Source organism: Arthrobacter sp. StoSoilB5 (assembly GCF_019977235.1).
Taxonomy (GTDB): domain Bacteria; phylum Actinomycetota; class Actinomycetes; order Actinomycetales; family Micrococcaceae; genus Arthrobacter.
Genome location: NZ_AP024646.1, coordinates 5,246,925 through 5,264,968, shown reverse-complemented (window position 1 = coordinate 5,264,968; position 18,044 = coordinate 5,246,925). Strand labels below are relative to the sequence as shown.

Below are 18,044 nucleotides of genomic sequence, written 5' to 3'. Positions count from 1 at the left end.
CGGGGGAACGGGGCATAATGTCGCAAATGGGGAAAATGAGAACACGGAATCTTGTCCTTGGCTTGGTAGCGCTGGTGATGACTGGTTCGCTGACGGCTTGCGATGACGGCCGCGCCGGTGCGGAAACTGCAGCGAAGCAGCTCGCCTCCTCCCTGGGCGCGCTCGACGTCGGTTCACTCACCGTCGAGGGCAAGGATGCCGCTGCGGCCAACGATGAACTCAAAGCGGTGTTTGAGGGACTCAACGCGAAGCCCTCGGTCCAGTCGGGTGAGGTGAAGCTCGACGGCGGGACAGCGACCTTCCCGTTGAACTACAGCTGGAACATCGGCTCGGCCAAATGGGAGTACAGCTCCCAGGCCACGTTGAAAAAGTCCGGTGACAAGTGGGCCGTTCGATGGAATCCCCAGCTCCTCGCGCCGGAGCTCTCGGATGGCGAGACCCTCTCCGTTAAGACGGTCCCTGCCCAGCGCGGACAGATCCTCGGCGCCGGGGATGCTCCGATTGTGGAAGACCGCCCTGTATTCCGCGTTGGAATCGACAAGACCAAGCTTCCCGCCGATCAGGCGGATACCTCCGCACGGGCAATGGCTGCTTTGCTCGGCCTTGATCCTGAAGAGTACGCCAAGCAGGTGGCAGCCTCGGGCCCGCAGGCTTTTGTTGAAGGCATCGTCCTCCGCGCATATACCCCTGAAATTACCGAAGCAAAGATTAATGCCATTCCGGGTGGGGTGAGCATCCTGGACTCCATGGCTTTGGCGCCGACACGCACGTTCGCCCGGGCCCTGTTGGGAAGTGTGGGTCAGGCAAGTGCCGAGCAGATCGAAAAGTCCAATGGCGCCTTGCGGGCCGGTGACACCACGGGAACCGGTGGCCTTCAGCAGAAATACGATTCGCTGTTGCGTGGCAAGGATGGTGTGGAGATAGTCGCTAAGCAGGAGGCGAAGTCCCAAGGCGAGACCCCTGCTACCAAAGTATTCTTCTCGTCGCTCCCCGCGCCCGGAACAACGCTCAAGACCACCCTTGACCTGAAGCTGCAGCAACTGGCCGAAGAAACGCTTGCCGGGGTAGAGCCGGCGTCAGCCATTGTTGCTCTCAAGCCCTCCACTGGAGCTGTCCTCGCGGCCGCATCCGGCCCTGGCAGCAACGGTTACAACACGGCGATGCTGGGGCAATACGCTCCGGGCTCGACGTTCAAGATCGTCGATTCCCTGGCGCTGTTCCGCAACGGCGCCACGCCTGATTCCAAGGTCGAATGCACCCCGACCCTGACTGTTGATGGCAGGACCTTCAAGAACGCCGAAGGCTACCCGGAGAGCTCCTTGGGCTCGGTGGCCCTGCGGGATGCTTTTGCACACTCCTGCAACACCGCGTTCATCAATGCCCGTGACACTGTTAGCCAGGACCAGCTTGAATCCGCGGCCATGGCACTGGGCATTGCCGTGGAAGCGCCCAAACTCGGGGCCGACGCCTTCCTCGGTTCCGTCCCCGGTGCAGCCGAAGGCACCGAACATGCAGCATCGATGATCGGCCAAGGGAAGGTGCTCTTCTCGCCATTATCTGCGGCCATCATGGCGGCCTCCGTCGCCAACGGCGCTCCGGTCTCGCCTCAACTGGTTTTGAACGCTGATGCGCAGAACTCCAGTGCTGGAGCGATGCCTACGGAAAGTGGCAGCGCACCGCCGTCGTCAGCTTCCGCCAGCACCGCGCCAGCCTCGCCGGCGTCTACCAAGCCAATTACCAAGGAGGAGGCCGCCGCGCTCTCCGACATGATGCGGGCAGTGGTGACCTCCGGACACGCAGGATTCCTCGCCCAGGTACCCGGTGCACCGGTCGGGGCAAAAACGGGAACCGCAGAGTTCGGCAATGACGATCCGCCCAAGACGCACGCATGGATCGTTGCGGTCCACGGAGACCTGGCGGTTGCGGTGTTCGTGGAAGACGGCGGCCTGGGTGCGACCACCAGCGGGCCGTTGTTGAAGTCGTTCCTCACCGCCGCCGGCTAACTCGGGAGAAGCTATGGACAGCAGCAAGCAGTGCGTTGTGGTTGGCGGAGGGCCGGCCGGGATTGTGCTTGGCTTGCTGCTGGCCCGTGCCGGCGTCGAAGTCACAGTGCTGGAGAAACACGCCGACTTCCTGCGGGATTTCCGCGGCGACACTGTGCACGCCTCCACCATTCGCCTCCTCGACGAACTGGGGTTGGGTGAAGGGTTCCGCCAGCTCCCCCAGAGCAAGCTCGGAAATTTCCGGCTGCCCGCACGGACCGGGGACTCTGTGGTCCTTGCCGATTTCGGGCTACTCAGGGCGCCCTACAACTACGTGGCCATGGTTCCCCAGTGGGACTTGCTGAACTTCCTTGTGGAAGCAGCCAGGCAGGAACCCACCTTCACGCTCCGGATGAACACCGAGGCCACAGAGCTTCTGCGTGAGGAGTCCGGGGTTGTTTCGGGCGTGGCGTACAGAACCCGGGATCCTTTGACTGGCGAGATTGTGGGGACGGGCGAACTGAAGGCTGCCTTGACGGTGGGATGTGACGGCCGTGGTTCCGTGCTTCGTGCGCGGGCCGGTCTGGTCCCGCGCGAGTTTCCGGTGCCGTTCGATACGTGGTGGTTCCGGCTTCCGAGGAACGCCGATGAGAGGGAACCCGTGGCGTCGATTTCGCCCAGTTTCGGGACTTCGGACGTTCTGTTGAGTTTGACGCGGAAGGATTTCCATCAGATCGCCTACCTTGCGGCGAAGGGCCTCGACCCCAAGCTGCGGGCGGAAGGCGTTGAGGCGTTCCGCACACGCGTTGCCAGGTTGCGGCCAGATCTTGCCGACCGCGTGGACAACATCCGATCCATGGATGATCTCCACCTGCTGGACGTGAAACTCAACCGTTTACCCCGATGGCATAAGCCGGGACTCCTACTGATTGGGGATGCGGCCCATGCGATGTCACCCGCCGGTGGTGTGGGGATCAACCTGGCGGTGCAGGATGCCGTCGCAGCGGCCCGGATCATTGCGTCACCGCTGCTGAGCAAAACACTCGACGACCATCACCTCGCCGCCGTCCAGAAGCGGCGGTGGCCGCCAACCCTGATCGTGCAGACATTTCAACGGGTGCTGCATCGCGTTGTCTTCGCACAGGTCATGGCGGGTAAGGAGCCCAAGCCGCCGAAGCTACTGCTCTTTGTAGTCCGTAAATTCCCAGCTTTCCGGAAGTTGCCTGCGCGGATGATTGCCTTCGGCCCACGCCCCGAGCACGCCCCGCAGTTTGCCCGGCGAAAGCCGGACGCTTAGCCCGCTTAGGCACCCGCGCCACGTTCCGCCGTCGAGCCTTAATACCTGGCCGTGGGAAGATTGGGCGGTGGCCCATATTGACGTTTCCGGCATCGACTACTTCCTCTCCGACGGCACCCAGCTGCTCAACGGCGTGACCTTCAAGGTGCCTGACGGCACCAAGACTGCGCTGATTGGACCCAACGGAACCGGCAAAACGACGCTGTTCAAGATCATTTCCGGCGATCTCACACCGGACGAGGGCGTTGTTGGCCGATCCGGGAACATGGGCATCATGCGGCAGTTCGTGGGCCAGGTCCGGGACGAATCAACCGTCCGGGATCTGCTGGTTTCCACGGCCCAAGCCGGCCTCGCGGCAGCTGCCAAGGCGGTTGAAGAGGCGGAACTCGCCATGATGGAGCACGACGACGAACCCACCCAAATGAAGTACGCCCAGGCGATCGTGGACTGGGGAGACGCCGGCGGTTACGACGTCGAGACCGTTTGGGACGAAGTCTGCATGGCGGCTTTGGGAATATCCTTCGACAAAGCACAGTTCCGCCGCGCCTCGACGCTGTCCGGTGGCGAGCAGAAACGCCTCGTGTTGGAAGCCCTGTTTGCGGGTCCGGATGAACTGCTGCTTCTGGACGAACCAGACAACTACCTTGACGTCCCCGGTAAGCGCTGGCTCGAATCCAAGCTCAACGAATCCAAGAAGACCGTGCTGTTCATCAGCCACGACCGCGAGCTGCTCAACAACGCCGCCGGACGAATCGTGACGCTTGAACCCGGCATCAATGGTGCCGGTGCGTGGATCCACGGTGGCGGTTTCGGCTCGTATGTAGAGGCGCGCGCCGACAGGAACGCCCGGTTCGAGGAACTCCGCAAGCGCTGGGACGAGGAGCATGTGAAGCTCAAAGAACTCGTCAACATGTACAAGAACAAGGCCGCGTTCCGGTCTGACATGGCCAACAGGTACCAGGCAGCGCAAACCCGTCTTGCAAAGTTCCTGGAGGCCGGACCACCCGAGGCCCTGCCCATTGAGCAGAATGTGAAAATGCGCCTCAAAGGTGGGCGAACCGCCAAGCGCGCAGTCGTGGCGGAGAAGCTTGAACTGACAGGCCTCATGAAGCCGTTCTCCACGGAGATCTGGTTCGGTGATCGTGTAGGCGTGTTGGGCTCCAACGGTTCCGGCAAGAGCCATTTCCTTCGCTTGCTCGCTACGGGTGGCACCGATCCCGAGCGGGAGCACTTGCCGGTATCGGACGTTGTCATAGCTGAAGTTCCGCATGAAGGAACTGTGAAATTGGGTGCCCGTATCCGGCCCGGCTTCTTCGCGCAGACACACGTTCGCCCTGATTTGCTGGGCCGGACCTTGTTGGAGATCCTGCACCGGGGAGACGAACACCGATCGGGCCTGCCGCGCGAAGCCGCCGCTGGCGCCTTGGACTCGTACGGATTGGCTGGGCAGTCGGAACAGAAGTACGAGTCATTGTCCGGTGGCCAGCAGGCGCGTTTTCAGATCCTGCTGCTGCAGCTTTCCGGAGCCACGTTGTTGCTCCTTGACGAGCCAACCGACAACCTGGATCTGCACTCCGGCGAGGCTTTGGAGCGGGCAATCGATGCTTTTGAGGGAACCGTCCTGGCTGTCACCCACGACCGTTGGTTCGCCAAGTCCTTTGACCGCTTCCTGATCTTCGGCTCCGACGGCAAGGTCTACGAGTCCGAGGAACCCGTATGGGATGAGAAACGAGTGGAGCGCGCCCGCTAATCCGCACGCTCTCTCACATCATGGCCCTTTACGCCCGATGCTCTCTCAGTTGATGAGAGAGCATTCGGGTTTAAGGGTTGGGATGTGAGAGAGCATTCGGGTTTAAGGGTTGGGATGTGAGAGAGCATTCGGGTTTAAGGGTTGGGATGTGAGAGAGCATCTGTGATCAAATGATCAGATTGAATGATCATCTGGGCATACGGTTGATACCTTTGAAGCATGGGAACTGCTGACCGCCACCGGCTCATTGGCGAGCTGCTGCGTAAACGCGAAGAAGCATCGGTGGACGAGCTGGTCGCCGCAACGGGAGCATCGGGCGCCACGATCCGTCGAGACCTTGAGATCCTCGCTGCCAATGGAGTGCTGAAGCGGGTGCACGGCGGCGCCCGCAGCCTGGTAGCGCGCGGCGACAACCCCGGCTATGGGCAGCGCGAACTGGAAGAACACGATGCGAAGCTCAAAATAGCAGCGGCTGTTGATGCGCTGCTGAAGGACCGCGAGCATGTGTGGCTGGACAGCGGATCCACCGCCACCGAGATCGCGCGTCGGCTGGGCCAGCGGGAACTTACAGTGATGCCGATGTCATTGCACGGCGTTGAGGCGCTAATGCACACCAAGGAAGGCCGCAGGCCGGAGCTCATTCTCCCCGGAGGCAGCCTCATTCCCGGCGAGAGGTCCTTCCGCGGACCCATGACCGAAGCGAACATCCGCTCGCTGCGGTTCGACACCGCCGTCGTCACGCCATGCGCGCTGAATCTTAAGGACGGACTGCTGGCCCACGACCTGGACGACGCCGCGGTGAAGCGCGCCGGCCTGGAATCGGCGTCGCGGGTGATAGTGGCCTGCTCCGGCAGCAAGTGGAATGCCAGCGCGGTGGCCTTGGTTGCCGACATGGAGGCTGTGGACGTCATCGTGACAGACCTGAAGCCATCCGTTGAAGATCTTGTCCGGCTCGACAAACTCTCCGTGGAAGTTGTGATTGCATGACCACCAGCACCAGAAGCACCACCAACGTCAACGCAGCGGCCATGGCGACGTTCTTGATCTTCGCCATGAACGGTTTGGTATTTGCCAGCTGGGCGGCACGCATTCCAGCCGTTACGGAGGCCCTCAGCCTGACCTCCGGTCAAATGGGCACGCTTTTGCTTTGCACCGCCGTCGGTTCATTGGTGGCTTTGCCGTCCGCTGGCTGGGTGGTGGGCAGGATCGGCACCGCGAATACGGTCCGTGTGGCCGGTATTGTGGCGGGCGCTGCCGGTGCGGCCATCGCGTTCTCCCTGATGGCCGCGTCCGTTCCAGCTACGGCCATGGCGCTCTTCCTCTTTGGCATCGGCATCGGCCTGTGGGACGTGGCCCAGAACATCGAAGGGGCCGACGTCGAACACCGGCTCCAGCGCACCATCATGCCGCAGTTCCATGCTGCGTTCAGCGGCGGTGCGTTTGTGGGCGCCTTGATTGGCGCAGGACTCTCGCAACTTGGTGTCGGCCTGCCGGAGCATTTGCTCGTGATCGCCGCCCTTGCTGTTGTCCTCGTGCTGACCGTACCGCGGTACTTCCTGCCGCACGAGGCTGCAGTGGTTGAAACGCTCGACGACGGTGCGCCGGCTCCCAAGGGACCCACCGCTTGGCGGGACGGCCGGACCATACTCATCGGTGTGGTGGTTTTGGGTGCGACGCTCACGGAAGGGGCCGGAAACGACTGGATTGCAAAGGCCGCCGTTGACGGCCTGGGTGCCTCCGAAGCGACCGGTGCACTGCTCTTTGCGCTCTTCGTTGCGGCTATGACCGGGATGCGGTTCCTCGGCGGCAAAGTCATTGACAGGTTCGGCCGAGTGGCAGTACTACGTGCCAGCATGGCCGCCGCAGCGCTGGGCCTGGGGTTGTTCGTCTTTGCCGGAAACGTGGTGCTGGCCGGCGTTGGTGCTGCACTCTGGGGCGTTGGTGCCGCGCTTGCGTTCCCCATGGGCATGTCCGCTGCAGCCGATGATCCGAAGCACGCGGCCGCCCGGGTTTCCGTGGTCTCCACCATTGGCTACGTCGCGTTCTTGGCCGGCCCGCCGCTTCTGGGTTACCTTGGCGACCTCACCGGGATCCACATGGCGCTGCTGGCCATCATTGCGCCTATTTTGGTTGCCTTGCTGCTTGCTGGCGTCGCAAAACCCTTGCGCGCCAAATAGTCTCCCCGCCAGCGGTTTCATTCTCTTGGATACATATATTGCGCATAGGCCACCACAAGAGGAGAACCACGCCGGCGGCAAGGCAAGCACCGCCCAGGACATCGCTTAACCAGTGGGCAGACAAGTATGTCCTGCTGACCATCATGGCGAGTATCCCAAGAACAGCCAGCACTTTCGCCCAGTGCCGGCCGATCAGCAAAGCCATGACAACGAGGAAGGCAGTGGTCGCAGAAACATGCCCCGACGGATATGAACCGGTATCTGTGAGCACCTTGGCGCCTTGGGGCCGATTCCGCCCAACAACGGCCTTAGCCAGTTGCGTGAGTGCAAGGGCAGAAAGACCGGCAAGTGCGGAGAAGGCGGCAGCCCTGGGGCGTCGCCAGATAAGTAGCGTGACCGCCAGAACTACGTGAAACACCAGCATGCCCACATAGCCAGCCCAGTTGAGCACCACGTTTACTGCATCCCAGAAAGGGGCGTGCAGTGTGAATGAATAGGCCTGCCACGTTGTATCAATTCTGTCGAAGGCGGGTTCCCCTTGACCGGCCACGAGGAAGGCGCCCGGAACTGCGAACCCGCATAGCAAAAGCAAGGCAGGCGTGATGATCTGCCAACTTGGCCGTTGGCGCGGGCGCAGGACGCGGATCATGCACTCATCGTAGCCATGGGCGGTCGCATGGGGTGTTTGTACGTCTCGGTACGCCGCCCGGGTCCTGCCGATGGGCGCGCGCTACTGTGGTGGAATGCGAGGTTTCCTGGGCAAGGGCCCCAAACACGTGGCAAGATTCGATCAGTTCCTGCTCAGGGCGGTTTCGCGCCAGCCGCAAGGCGAACATGATGATTTCTTCCGACGGCTCTCAGCAGCGGCCACCAAGGGAAAGCTGTGGTTCGGCATCGCGGGATTCATGGCCACGGTTCCAGGAAAACCGAGGAGAGCAGCCCTGCATGGACTGCTTGCGTTGGGCGTGGCTTCCGGGGTTACTAACCTCATTTTCAAAACGGCGCTCCCGCGGAGGCGGCCTTTGCCGGAACACCTGCCCATTTTCAGGTTCGTACACCCACAGCCGGTCAGTTCCTCCATGCCGTCCGGACACTCAGCTTCGGCCGTGGCTTTTGCGGTGGGAGCAGGGATGGTTTCGCCCGCCTTGGGCGCCGTCCTCGCGCCCATCGCAGCGGGCGTTGCCTACTCGCGTGTGCACACAGGGGCCCACTGGCCATCGGACGTTGTGTTTGGTTCTGCCCTTGGCGCGGGTGCTGCCCTGCTGACGCGCAAGTGGTGGCCGGCCAAGCCTGAAGAGCCCAAGCCCCGACGAACGCCGGCGGAAGCTCCAGCGATTTCCGACGGCGAGGGGCTGAGTATTGCGGTCAACGTCTTGGGCGGTTCCTACTCCCCCGAAACCAGCGAGCTTCTGAAAGCTGTATTCCCTAAGGCGCATATTCATGAAATTGCTGAGGGAGAGGAGGTAGCCGCTGAACTTGAAGCAGCAGCTACCCGGCCGGGCACCGTTGCGCTTGGCGTGTGGGGTGGTGACGGGACGGTTGGCTCAGCGGCGGCAACCGCCGTCGAGCATTCCCTGCCTTTGCTGGTTTTGCCCGGCGGCACCCTCAACCACTTTGCCCGTGACCTCGGAACGGGTTCGATTGACGACGCAATCGAGGCTGTCACCCAAGGACAGGCCGCCTTTGTGGATTTCGGGCATGTTGCCGTCCAGCGCGGCCTGCCTGACAACCCCGAGACCAGCGAGATTGCCATGCTGAATACGGCCAGCGTTGGAGTGTATCCGAACCTTGTGCGCCGCCGTGAGCGCCTGCAGCCCGCCATGGGTAAACCGTTGGCCAGCGTGGTGGCATCGCTACGAACGTTCGGCGTGAACTCACCCACCACGCTCTTGGTGAACGGCGTGAAACATAAGCTATGGATCCTGTATTTGGGGCGCGGAAGGTACTACCCAAGCGACCACGCTCCGCTTCGACGCCCTGTGTTGGACGATGGCCTCTTCGATCTCCGCATGATCACGGCGGACGAACCGTTTGCCCGCGCCCGCCTGCTCTGGGCGGTGGTCACAGGCACAGTTGCTGCTTCAAAAGTCACTCATTTGACCGAGGCAACCACCGTCACCGTTGAGGCGATTGGCCAACCTTTGGTCCTCGCCGTGGACGGTGAACCGAAGCCGGGCGTCCGGAGCGCCGTGTTCACTGTCAAGAGGCGTGAGCTCCGCGTGTACTCGCCACTGCCCGCGGACTAGGGACGCCAGGTTCACGGCGTCATCCGCGAGGACTACCCTGACTGAACCCTGAATCATCCCTGAGACAGGCGATTTCCGCTCCCTCCCTGACTAGCGTTGTCAGTACAGTCAAAAACTCATCTGCACTCACATGTGCTCCGAGGAGGGAACGCTTCCATGATCGAAGCAAAAGGCCTGACGAAGGTCTACGGCGAGAAGACCGCCGTGGGCGGTGTCAGTTTCACTGTCCAAGCCGGACGGGTGACGGGCTTCCTGGGCCCGAACGGAGCCGGCAAGTCCACCACGATGCGCATGATCATGGGGCTCGATACTCCCACTGCGGGGTCCGTGACCGTGAACGGAGAGCCGTTCGCCAAGCACGTTGCGCCATTGCGTGAAATCGGTGCCCTGTTGGACGCCAAGGCCGTCCATACGAGTCGAACGGCGTACAACCACCTGCTGGCGATGGCCGCGACGCACAGCATCCCCAAGAGCCGGGTGCGGGAGGTCATTGAGATGACCGGGCTGGGCGAGGTCGCCAAGAAGAAGGTCAAGGGTTTCTCGCTCGGAATGGGTCAGCGCCTCGGCATTGCCGCAGCGCTGCTGGGCGATCCGCAGACCATCATCCTGGACGAACCCGTCAACGGACTGGATCCGGAAGGCGTGGTCTGGGTTCGCAACCTGGTCAAGTACCTTGCTTCCGAGGGCCGCACTGTGTTCCTGTCCAGCCACCTCATGAGTGAGATGGCGTTGACGGCTGATCATTTGATCGTGATCGGACGCGGCAAGATTATCGCGGATGCACCCATCGCAGAGATCATCACCGGCAAAGGCCAGGCCCGCACCCGGGTCCGAACGGACCAGCCGGAGCGCCTCATGCAACTGCTCGCCGGAACGGGCGTCTCCGTGGAAGTCCACGAGCGGGAGTTGCTGGAAGTTTCGGGTTTGGATCCGCGCGGCATCGCCCGAACGGCCCTGGACAACCAGATCATGGTCTACGAGTTGACCCCGCTCCAGGCAAGCCTCGAAGAGGCATACATGGAGTTGACCAAGGATGAGGTCGAATACCACTCGCATATCACCGCCGGGGCCTCGGTTCCCGTTCAGGCCGGAGGGAAGTAGACATGAGCACCACCACTTTGGACCGCAGGTCCATGCGTAACTCCGTCGGTCCGGGACCGGCGTTCCACCGCGTACTGAACTCCGAGTTCATCAAGTTCCGCACGCTGTTGTCCACGCTGATTCTCCTGGCTTCCACCGGGCTGGTCATGGTTGGCTTCGCAGCACTTTCGGCCTGGGGAACGGGACAGTTCGCCGAACAGGCAGCGCGGGATCCTGAAGCGGCCGCAGCCATTGCTGCCCAGGGCGGAGACATCGCAGTTACTATTCCCACCTCCGGCATCGCATTCGCCCAGCTCATCCTCGGTTCATTGGGCGTCCTGCTGATGAGTTCCGAATTCACCACTGGAATGGCGCGCTCCACCTTCGCTGCCGTCCCGAAGCGACTCTCGCCGTTCCTGGCCAAGTTGATTGTGGTGATGGTCAGCGCCTTCCTTTTGACTGCGGTATCCACCTTCATTGCGGGCCTCGTGTCACTCCCGATCGTGGACAACTACGATCTCAAGCTGGATCTGGGTAGCTCGCAGTCCATCAAGCTTTTGCTGGTCAACAGCATCTACGTGGCAGCCGTGGCCGCAATTGGTATGGCGCTCGGAACCATTGTCCGCAACTCGGCCGGAGGCATCATGAGCCTGGTGGGCCTGTTCTTTGTGGCACCGATTGCCTTCCAGCTCATTCCTGGCGACTTCTTCGTGGAGGCGCGTAAGTACCTTCCGGGTAACACCATCAACCCGATGACCGCCGTCGAGCATGTTCCGGACACGCTGGAAGTCTGGCAGGCGGCCCTGGTTCTCGGCGCATGGGTGGTAGTGCCCGTGGCCTTGGCGATGGTCCTTTTGAACAAGCGGGATGTGTGAGCCGTCTAGGCTCAATCCATGAGTGAAGTTCCACAAGTGAAGGACGCGCCGGCTGCCACAGCGGACGCGTCCTTCGCTGAAATTGCCCAGCGCCGCCGGGGCCGTATCCGGCGGTACTTTTTTGAGCGTCCGCGTGCGATGGATGCTGTGGTGGTCCTCTGCTACGTGTTGTTGGCGTTGCCCACCATCATTGCCTCGATCATCGAGGGCAAGTGGCTCGTTGTCGGGCTCCTGCTTCTGATTGCGACTGTGCTGATATTCCGCCGTCGCTATCCGCTTCAGGTTGTTGCCGCCGTCGCGATTCTGGAAGTCCTGGCCACCGTCCTGAATCCGTGGGGCTCGAACGTTTCCGCGGGCTTGTGGTTTGCTCTTTACGCGGTCGCGACAACCCGGAAGCGGCCAATTTCGCTGGTGGTGTTTGGCGCTGCGAGCCTGCCGCTGAGCCTGTTGTACCTCTTCATGTGGACAAGTCCCAGCACGATGAACACTCTGCAGGACGTCCCGGAGAACTTCCACCTCATCAACAACATCGCCACAGCGGTGACCATCATGTTGTCCAACCTGCTGGCCACGGGCATAGGTATCTCGGTCAGGCAACGGCGTGAGCATGAGGCCGAGATCGCGGCATGGGCTGCCCGGACAACGCAATTGGGCAAAGTCACCGAGCGCAACAGGATTGCACGCGAAATGCACGACGTCGTGGCTCACTCGTTGACGGTGATGATCAGTTTGTCGGACGGTGCGGCAGTGGTGGTCAAGAAGGATCCCGACCGCGCCGGCGACGTACTGGGTGAGCTTTCCCGAACGGGCAGGGCTGCGCTTGCGGACATGCGCCGGGTCCTTGGAGTCCTCCGCGACGATTCCGGCCGACCGGCGCCCCTGACGCCGCTTGAGTCCGGGCTTAATCTGGCCAAGCTCCTGGACGGATTCCGCACGGCCGGCCTGCCGCTGCACTACGCGCACACGGGGCCCGCGCTCCCGGCAGACCCGGCATTCGAGCTCACCGTTTACAGGATCGTGCAGGAATCGCTCACCAATGTACTCCGTTATGGCCGCTCCCTCAGCCGAGTGGATGTGCAGGTGGCCCGCGAGGGTGATTTCGTCACCATTGACGTGCTCGACGACGGCCGGGGAACCCGGGAGGGTGGCGAGTCAGTGGACAGCCTGGGCACGCGGCAGGGCATAGCCGGAATGCGTGAACGGGCAGGAATCTATGCTGGAATCGTTAGTGCCGGTCCAAGCAAAAGGGGAGGCTGGGCGGTCCACGCCGAGCTGCACTGGAACGGCGAAAAGGGGGAATAGTGGTAGAGAACGGCGTCATCAAGATTCTGCTGGTGGATGACCAGCCACTGCTGAGGATGGGCTTTCGGCTGATCCTTGAAGGTGAAGAGAACTTCCGTGTGGTGGGCGAGGCATCGGACGGGAACGAAGCCGTCCGGCAGGTTCAGGAGCTGCAGCCGGATGTGGTGCTTATGGACGTCCGTATGCCCACCATGGATGGTATTGAAGCCACGCGCCGCATTTCGGACTCCGGCTCCGAAACGCGGGTCATCATCCTCACCACGTTTGACCTGGACGAATACGCCTTCTCGGGGCTGCAAGCGGGCGCTTCCGCTTTCCTGCTCAAGGATGTTGCCCCGGTGGAACTGGTGCACGCTGTTCGGCTCGTGGCCAGCGGGGATGCCGTTGTGGCTCCCCGGGTGACGCAGAGGCTGTTGGAGACGTATGTGCGCGGCACCGCCGTACCTGGCCAGTCTCCCGGCCCACACCGCGATCCGTTGTTGGACGATCTCACTCCACGCGAGACCGAGATCCTCACCACCATCGCCGAAGGGCTCTCCAACGCGGAGATAGCCCACAAGTTCTTCCTTTCCGAGGCCACTGTGAAGACCCATGTCCGCCGGATCCTCAGCAAGCTGCAACTGAGGGATCGTGTGCAGGTTGTGGTGTACGCGTACGAGACCGGACTTGTTGTGCCGAGCAACCCAGATTACTGAGGGACCTGTTTCTTCCATCGGGTCGCCATTGGTTCCGGCGAATACATAACGTGCAACATATGCATTAACAAATGTTTTTAATGACCATGCGCGGTGATTCTGTGTTACCTTCGTCACTACAGACGCCCTCCTTGGCACCCTCAGCTCGGATGTCCTCAGGCGTACCGTTCGCATCTGTCATTAACCGGAGACACCACATGGAACCCTCAGCACCTCTGCAACTGGACCATCTACCTGACGCCCCCACCTCTCCTGCCGAAACCGGGCTGCGCCGTACGATGGGTCCGCGGCACCTCATCATGATCGCGATGGGAGGTGTTATCGGATCGGGCTTATTCCTAAGTTCGGGCTACACGATTTCCCAGGCAGGCCCTCTCGGCGCCGTCATTGCCTACCTGGTGGGCGCATTCGTGGTCTATCTGGTGATGGCCTGCCTTGGAGAACTCGCGATCGCCTACCCGGTGTCAGGCGCATTCCACATTTATGCCGCACGATCCATCGGTCCGGCCACGGGGTTCACCACGGCTTGGCTCTATTGGCTTTGCTGGGCCGTCGCGATCGGCTCTGAGTTCACAGCGTCAGGCCTGCTCATGCAGCGATGGTTCCCTGATGTCGAAGTTTGGGTGTGGTGCGTCGTATTCGCAGCAGTCCTTTTCGGATTCAATGCCATATCCTCCCGGTTCTTCGGAGAATCTGAATTCTGGTTCTCCATCGTTAAGGTGGGGGCGATCATTGCGCTGATCGTCCTTGGCGGCGCTGCACTCTTTGGATTCCAGCCGCTCGCGGAATCCGGTAACCATCCGTTCCTCTTTGAGAACTTCAACACCTCAGGCGGGCTCTTTCCCAACGGCTTCTCCGGAGTCCTGGTTACAGCCCTGGCAGTCTTCTATGCCTTCTCCGGATCCGAACTCATCGGCGTTGCTGCCGGTGAAACCACCGATCCTGCGCGGAACATCCCCAAGGCCATGCGTAGCACCGTCGTCCGCCTCCTGATCTTCTTCGTCGGTGCCATTGCCGTCATCGCAGCGACTGTTCCCTACGATCAGGTGGGACTGGATGAGAGTCCGTTCGTCACGGTGTTCTCCTCAGTGGGCATCCCCTATGCGGCTGACATCATGAACTTCGTCATCATCACGGCACTGTTGTCCGCCGGAAACAGCGGGCTTTTCTCCTGTGCACGCATGCTTTACTCGCTGTCCGATGAGGGACACGCGCCAAAAGCCCTCAAGCGATTGACGCGGCGCGGGATTCCCCTTGTTGCTCTTTCCGTCAGCATGATTGGCGGGCTGGCCTCGCTGGTCAGCAGCGTGGTTGCCCCGGAAACGGTGTACCTGGCCCTCGTTTCCGTGGCCGGATTCGCGGTGGTAGGTGTATGGATGTCAATCACGGCATCACACTTCTTCCACCGCCGGGCCTTCGTCCGAAATGGCGGGCAGGTGGCCGACCTTGCTTACAAGGCCCCGTTCTTCCCGCTGGTTCCCATCCTGGCATTCACTCTTTGCCTGATCTCACTGGTTGGAATCGCGTTCGATCCAAATCAGGTTGCTGCTCTCTACTTCGGTATTCCGTTCGTGGCCGCCTGCTACATCTACTTCCACTTCAGGCACGGACGCCCGGCGGTTAGGCAACTCCCCTGATTAATCAGGCAAAGGGCTTCACGGGCCGGACTTTCAGAGAGTCCAGCCCGTGAAGCCTTCAGGGTCTCGACCAAGGGACCTGATTCTTACCGCTGACATGGGCGTGTGAGAATGGCGTGAGCGCTTGGTGGAAGGAGCGGGTTTCGTGGAATTGTCACCGGAGGCGTCGTCTTTGGCGCAGGGGCTTCGTCTCGTTCGGTTGGTTACTGACCGCGAAAAACAAGGCCGTCAGCTACTTGGCGTATCCCAGCTCGCGGCTGAGTTGGACATGGAGCAGAGCCGGGTTTCCCGATTGGCCCAGGAATTGTGCGATTTGGGGCTCCTTGAGCGGCTGGAGCGTGGACCATTCCGTGCGGGACCGCGGTTCTTCAGCCTGGCTGCCTCCCTCAATGTTGGCTGGGTCCATGATTCGCGGGCAGAACTGGAAGAGCTGGTCTCATCTTTGGGGCTAAGGTCCCGGCTGTCAGTGCGCGACGGCGTCCGGGTTCTGTTATTGCGCTCGTCCACTAACAACTCGGTCCTGGGCGGGTTCGCGAAGCCCGGAATGGTCACACCGGTTTGGTGTACGGGCTCCGGGAGGGCGCTGCTGTGGGACCATTCCCAGCGTGAACTGGAAGCCCTGCTCAGGGATGTCAACTTCATTGGTGTTGGCGGGCCCGCTGCAGCCCATTCCGAAGCGGAAGTCGCCGCCCTCATGGAGCGCGACAGGCCCCAGGGTTTTGTATTAGCGGCCGAGGAGTTCGAGCACGGTGTGTGGGAACTGGCCGTACCTGTTCGGGATCCCGCGGGCGGCATCCTTGCGGCGCTCAGTGTTTTGGGCACCCGCTCCGATCTTGAGAAGGCGGCGCCCCAGCTGGCCCCAGTTCTCCATTCGGCAGCGCACCGGCTCGGTTCCGCATCCGGTACTTAGGTTCAGGGCCTATTCAGGGGTTATGAAAGCCGTCCACCCACCATGGACTCAAGCCATGCCTGCCAGGAGTGGAGCGCAGTTGCGTATGTTTCGCGGTGGGGCTCGATCCGTGATTTGGGTCCAACAACCTGAAGGGCTGCGGCAACCTCCCCCTTGAAGTCGCGTATGGGGGCGGCCAGTGAGTAAAGTCCCGGCTCGGCTTCTTCATCCACGATCGAGTATCCCCGTGCGCGGGCATCATTGAGCCGCGCCAGGAAATCCTCCACGGAGGATGGCGTATTGGGTCCGTGTTTCACGAACTCAACAGACTCGAAGATCCTGCGGATTTCTCCGTCCGGGGCATCCCACAGAAGTGCTTGGCCGGCGTCGCTGCAATATGCGGGATAAGGACGTCCGAGCCACGATCCAACAAGGTTGGCACTGGCAGGCACTTGTTCGCCAATGGTGACAGTACTGTTTCCGCTGAGCACGCCAAGAAAGCATGCTTCATTGGTTTCGGATGCAAGGCCCTCCAGGGCGGTTAGACCGTCAGTCTTCAGCCGTTGTTCAGTGACCAGCTGCGCGTCCGTCAGGATGGTCCAACCCAGGCTGTATTTCCTGTGATCCCTGCGGGCCAGGAAACCCTCCTGCAAGGCGCCCTTGAGGCTTCGCGAGACTTGGCTGCGGTCCTTGTCCATGTCGGCCGCGACGTCGGCGACCGTCCCGCCGTCGTATCCTTGCGCGTGACGGGCCCCGACCGCAAGGATGGCCATCATGCCGCGGCCCATGCTTGAGGTCTTTGACATGGATTGATTCTAGCTATTGGCCGAAGGCCCCGGGACCCGCCCTGACGGCGGGCCCGGATGGGGGGTCCTAGTGGATGGCGAAAACCCTGGCCGGAAAACCGCTGCCTTCCAAGGGCTTGGCCCATGTAGCCACCAGGACGCCGCCTGCCTCGGGCACGTTGTCCAGGTTGGCAAGAAGTTCAATCTGCCATTTGTCGTGGGCCAGGACATAAGTTTCCAGGCTGAAGTCCTGTTGGGAAGTGGCGACGCCGGGATCAGTGTCCGTTTGTTCGTGGCCCACGGCAGCCACGGCTCGGTTCTCGATCAGATACTCCAGAACTTCCTGCGACCAGCCGGGGGTGTGGCTGACGCCGGCTTTGTCCCTGTTTGCCATTGCTTGGGCATCGGGCCAACGGTGGCTCCAGCCAGTGCGGAGCGCCACGAATGAACCTTCCGGGATGAAGCCGTTCCGCTCCTCCCACGCGAGAATGTCGGCGAGTGGGGGTGGCGTCTTCATCGAGGCGTACACGGTCACTGATATTCAGAACAACCAAGGGCAAGAGCATTTCTTCCACGGGTATCTGGTCGAGCGTTCGGCCACCCCGGACAAAATGCGACGGCGGATCCACATGGGTCCCCCATTGCCCGACTATCGAGTACCTGTGGGCAGTAAAGCCGTCCCCCTTTTCCATGTCGAAGAGGGCTTCACGGGACTCATCCGGAAAGGCCGCGAAGCGCGGTTGACCCGGGTGGAACGCATGCGTGAGATCGGTGTACGTCCTGCCTTTGAGCAGGGGCGCGAGCTGTTGCCATAACTGCGAATTCATCAAGCAACCCGGCTTTCCACTGCAGGAGCGTGGGCGCTGCTGGAGACACTCAGTGGTCCGGAGACTTCAATGACGGGCACTTCCCACGGGTGGATATCCACGATCTGCTGGACCAGCTGGTGAACCGCCTGGTCGGAGAGCGAATCATCGAAGTATGTGGTGAAGACGAATGTTGGCGAGATGGTTCTCTGCCCCACGCTGCCTAGTGTCGGGTTGGCGCCTTCGGCGACGGTGAAGCCCTCGAACCCTGCTGAGGACTCGAAGACGTGGTGGTAGTTTCCGAAGCCGCCCAGTTCCGGGGTTGCGGTAAGTGCTTGGAGTAGCGATGCGATGCCTGCGTCGGACTCCAAGGCGTCCAGGTCGCCGCTGGCCAGCTGGGTCATGGTCTCAAGCGGGATGGGCCAGTGGATGCGCAGCTTTCGGACGGCTTTCAGTTCAATGTTCATGGGGCAATGCCTTCCTGGGGTGTGCTTACTGGGAGCAATGGTGGCACAACGTGACG

The 18,044-nt window shown here is 61.6% G+C and carries 15 protein-coding genes and 1 pseudogene; 12 read left to right on the top strand and 4 right to left on the bottom strand.

Translation table 11 applies throughout. The annotated features are described in order from the left end of the window. Positions 1–26: 26 nt before the first annotated feature. The 5 genes from LDN75_RS23980 (at position 27) to LDN75_RS23960 (ending at position 7,206) form a co-directional block, all read left to right on the top strand. Positions 27–2,003 (top strand): penicillin-binding transpeptidase domain-containing protein, encoded by a 1,977-nt coding sequence (locus tag LDN75_RS23980; protein WP_223935160.1) that lies wholly within the window; start codon positions 27–29, stop codon positions 2,001–2,003. 13 nt (positions 2,004–2,016) lie between these two features. After that, entirely contained in the window at positions 2,017–3,279 is a 1,263-nt protein-coding gene (locus LDN75_RS23975) for an FAD-dependent oxidoreductase (RefSeq protein ID WP_223935159.1), read from the top strand. 67 nt (positions 3,280–3,346) lie between these two features. After that, positions 3,347–5,029, top strand: a complete 1,683-nt coding sequence (locus LDN75_RS23970) for an ATP-binding cassette domain-containing protein (RefSeq protein ID WP_223935158.1) — start codon at positions 3,347–3,349, stop codon at positions 5,027–5,029. A 219-nt stretch (positions 5,030–5,248) separates the two neighbouring features. Continuing rightward, positions 5,249–6,016: a DeoR/GlpR family DNA-binding transcription regulator gene (locus LDN75_RS23965; RefSeq protein ID WP_223935157.1), complete on the top strand. Its 768-nt coding sequence runs from the start codon at positions 5,249–5,251 to the stop codon at positions 6,014–6,016. Further along, complete coding sequence (locus tag LDN75_RS23960; protein WP_223935156.1) at positions 6,013–7,206, top strand: MFS transporter; 1,194 nt, start codon at positions 6,013–6,015, stop codon at positions 7,204–7,206. Before LDN75_RS23965 ends, LDN75_RS23960 begins: the two co-directional genes overlap by 4 nt. Here the strand turns inward: LDN75_RS23960 and LDN75_RS23955 are convergent. Beyond that, positions 7,151–7,855, bottom strand: coding sequence for a phosphatase PAP2 family protein (locus LDN75_RS23955; RefSeq protein WP_223935155.1), 705 nt, complete (start codon positions 7,853–7,855; stop codon positions 7,151–7,153). The genes LDN75_RS23960 and LDN75_RS23955 overlap by 56 nt on opposite strands. Before the next feature lie 94 nt (positions 7,856–7,949). Here LDN75_RS23955 and LDN75_RS23950 point away from each other — a divergent pair, with 94 nt between their 5' ends. The 7 genes from LDN75_RS23950 to LDN75_RS23920 all read left to right on the top strand — a co-directional run bounded on the left by LDN75_RS23950 (position 7,950) and on the right by LDN75_RS23920 (position 15,951). Beyond that, positions 7,950–9,452, top strand: coding sequence for a bifunctional phosphatase PAP2/diacylglycerol kinase family protein (locus tag LDN75_RS23950; protein ID WP_223935154.1), 1,503 nt, complete (start codon positions 7,950–7,952; stop codon positions 9,450–9,452). 156 nt (positions 9,453–9,608) lie between these two features. Next, complete coding sequence (locus LDN75_RS23945) at positions 9,609–10,553, top strand: ATP-binding cassette domain-containing protein (RefSeq protein WP_223935153.1); 945 nt, start codon at positions 9,609–9,611, stop codon at positions 10,551–10,553. Between the two features lie 2 nt (positions 10,554–10,555). After that, the gene (locus LDN75_RS23940; RefSeq protein ID WP_223935152.1) at positions 10,556–11,407 is read left to right on the top strand and encodes an ABC transporter permease; all 852 of its coding nucleotides are present in this window, start codon (positions 10,556–10,558) and stop codon (positions 11,405–11,407) included. 18 nt (positions 11,408–11,425) lie between these two features. Next, complete coding sequence (locus LDN75_RS23935; protein WP_223935151.1) at positions 11,426–12,709, top strand: histidine kinase; 1,284 nt, start codon at positions 11,426–11,428, stop codon at positions 12,707–12,709. Further along, entirely contained in the window at positions 12,709–13,404 is a 696-nt protein-coding gene (locus LDN75_RS23930; RefSeq protein ID WP_223935150.1) for a response regulator transcription factor, read from the top strand. Before LDN75_RS23935 ends, LDN75_RS23930 begins: the two co-directional genes overlap by 1 nt. 197 nt (positions 13,405–13,601) lie before the next feature. After that, complete coding sequence (locus LDN75_RS23925; RefSeq protein WP_223935149.1) at positions 13,602–15,041, top strand: amino acid permease; 1,440 nt, start codon at positions 13,602–13,604, stop codon at positions 15,039–15,041. Between the two features lie 145 nt (positions 15,042–15,186). Continuing rightward, positions 15,187–15,951 (top strand): IclR family transcriptional regulator C-terminal domain-containing protein, encoded by a 765-nt coding sequence (locus LDN75_RS23920; protein WP_223935148.1) that lies wholly within the window; start codon positions 15,187–15,189, stop codon positions 15,949–15,951. 20 nt (positions 15,952–15,971) lie between these two features. On the opposite strand, the gene LDN75_RS23915 is transcribed toward LDN75_RS23920, so the two are convergent. The 3 genes and pseudogenes from LDN75_RS23915 to LDN75_RS23905 all read right to left on the bottom strand — a co-directional run bounded on the left by LDN75_RS23915 (position 15,972) and on the right by LDN75_RS23905 (position 17,988). Then, positions 15,972–16,736 (bottom strand): IclR family transcriptional regulator, encoded by a 765-nt coding sequence (locus LDN75_RS23915; protein ID WP_223935147.1) that lies wholly within the window; start codon positions 16,734–16,736, stop codon positions 15,972–15,974. A 67-nt stretch (positions 16,737–16,803) separates the two neighbouring features. Continuing rightward, a pseudogene (locus LDN75_RS23910) lies at positions 16,804–17,542 on the bottom strand (cyclase family protein). Continuing rightward, the gene (locus tag LDN75_RS23905; protein ID WP_223935146.1) at positions 17,542–17,988 is read right to left on the bottom strand and encodes a hypothetical protein; all 447 of its coding nucleotides are present in this window, start codon (positions 17,986–17,988) and stop codon (positions 17,542–17,544) included. Before LDN75_RS23905 ends, LDN75_RS23910 begins: the two are co-directional and overlap by 1 nt. Positions 17,989–18,044 lie beyond the last annotated feature (56 nt).

Bases quoted from the DNA above. Each gene is read 5' to 3' on its own strand.
- LDN75_RS23980 (WP_223935160.1), top strand. From the start codon at position 27: ATGGGGAAAATGAGAACACGGAATCTTGTCCTTGGCTTGGTAGCGCTG.
- LDN75_RS23975 (WP_223935159.1), top strand. From the start codon at position 2,017: ATGGACAGCAGCAAGCAGTGCGTTGTGGTTGGCGGAGGGCCGGCCGGG.
- LDN75_RS23965 (WP_223935157.1), top strand. From the start codon at position 5,249: ATGGGAACTGCTGACCGCCACCGGCTCATTGGCGAGCTGCTGCGTAAA.
- LDN75_RS23960 (WP_223935156.1), top strand. From the start codon at position 6,013: ATGACCACCAGCACCAGAAGCACCACCAACGTCAACGCAGCGGCCATG.
- LDN75_RS23955 (WP_223935155.1), bottom strand. From the start codon at position 7,855: ATGATCCGCGTCCTGCGCCCGCGCCAACGGCCAAGTTGGCAGATCATC.
- LDN75_RS23950 (WP_223935154.1), top strand. From the start codon at position 7,950: ATGCGAGGTTTCCTGGGCAAGGGCCCCAAACACGTGGCAAGATTCGAT.
- LDN75_RS23945 (WP_223935153.1), top strand. From the start codon at position 9,609: ATGATCGAAGCAAAAGGCCTGACGAAGGTCTACGGCGAGAAGACCGCC.
- LDN75_RS23940 (WP_223935152.1), top strand. From the start codon at position 10,556: ATGAGCACCACCACTTTGGACCGCAGGTCCATGCGTAACTCCGTCGGT.
- LDN75_RS23935 (WP_223935151.1), top strand. From the start codon at position 11,426: ATGAGTGAAGTTCCACAAGTGAAGGACGCGCCGGCTGCCACAGCGGAC.
- LDN75_RS23925 (WP_223935149.1), top strand. From the start codon at position 13,602: ATGGAACCCTCAGCACCTCTGCAACTGGACCATCTACCTGACGCCCCC.
- LDN75_RS23915 (WP_223935147.1), bottom strand. From the start codon at position 16,736: ATGTCAAAGACCTCAAGCATGGGCCGCGGCATGATGGCCATCCTTGCG.
- LDN75_RS23905 (WP_223935146.1), bottom strand. From the start codon at position 17,988: ATGAACATTGAACTGAAAGCCGTCCGAAAGCTGCGCATCCACTGGCCC.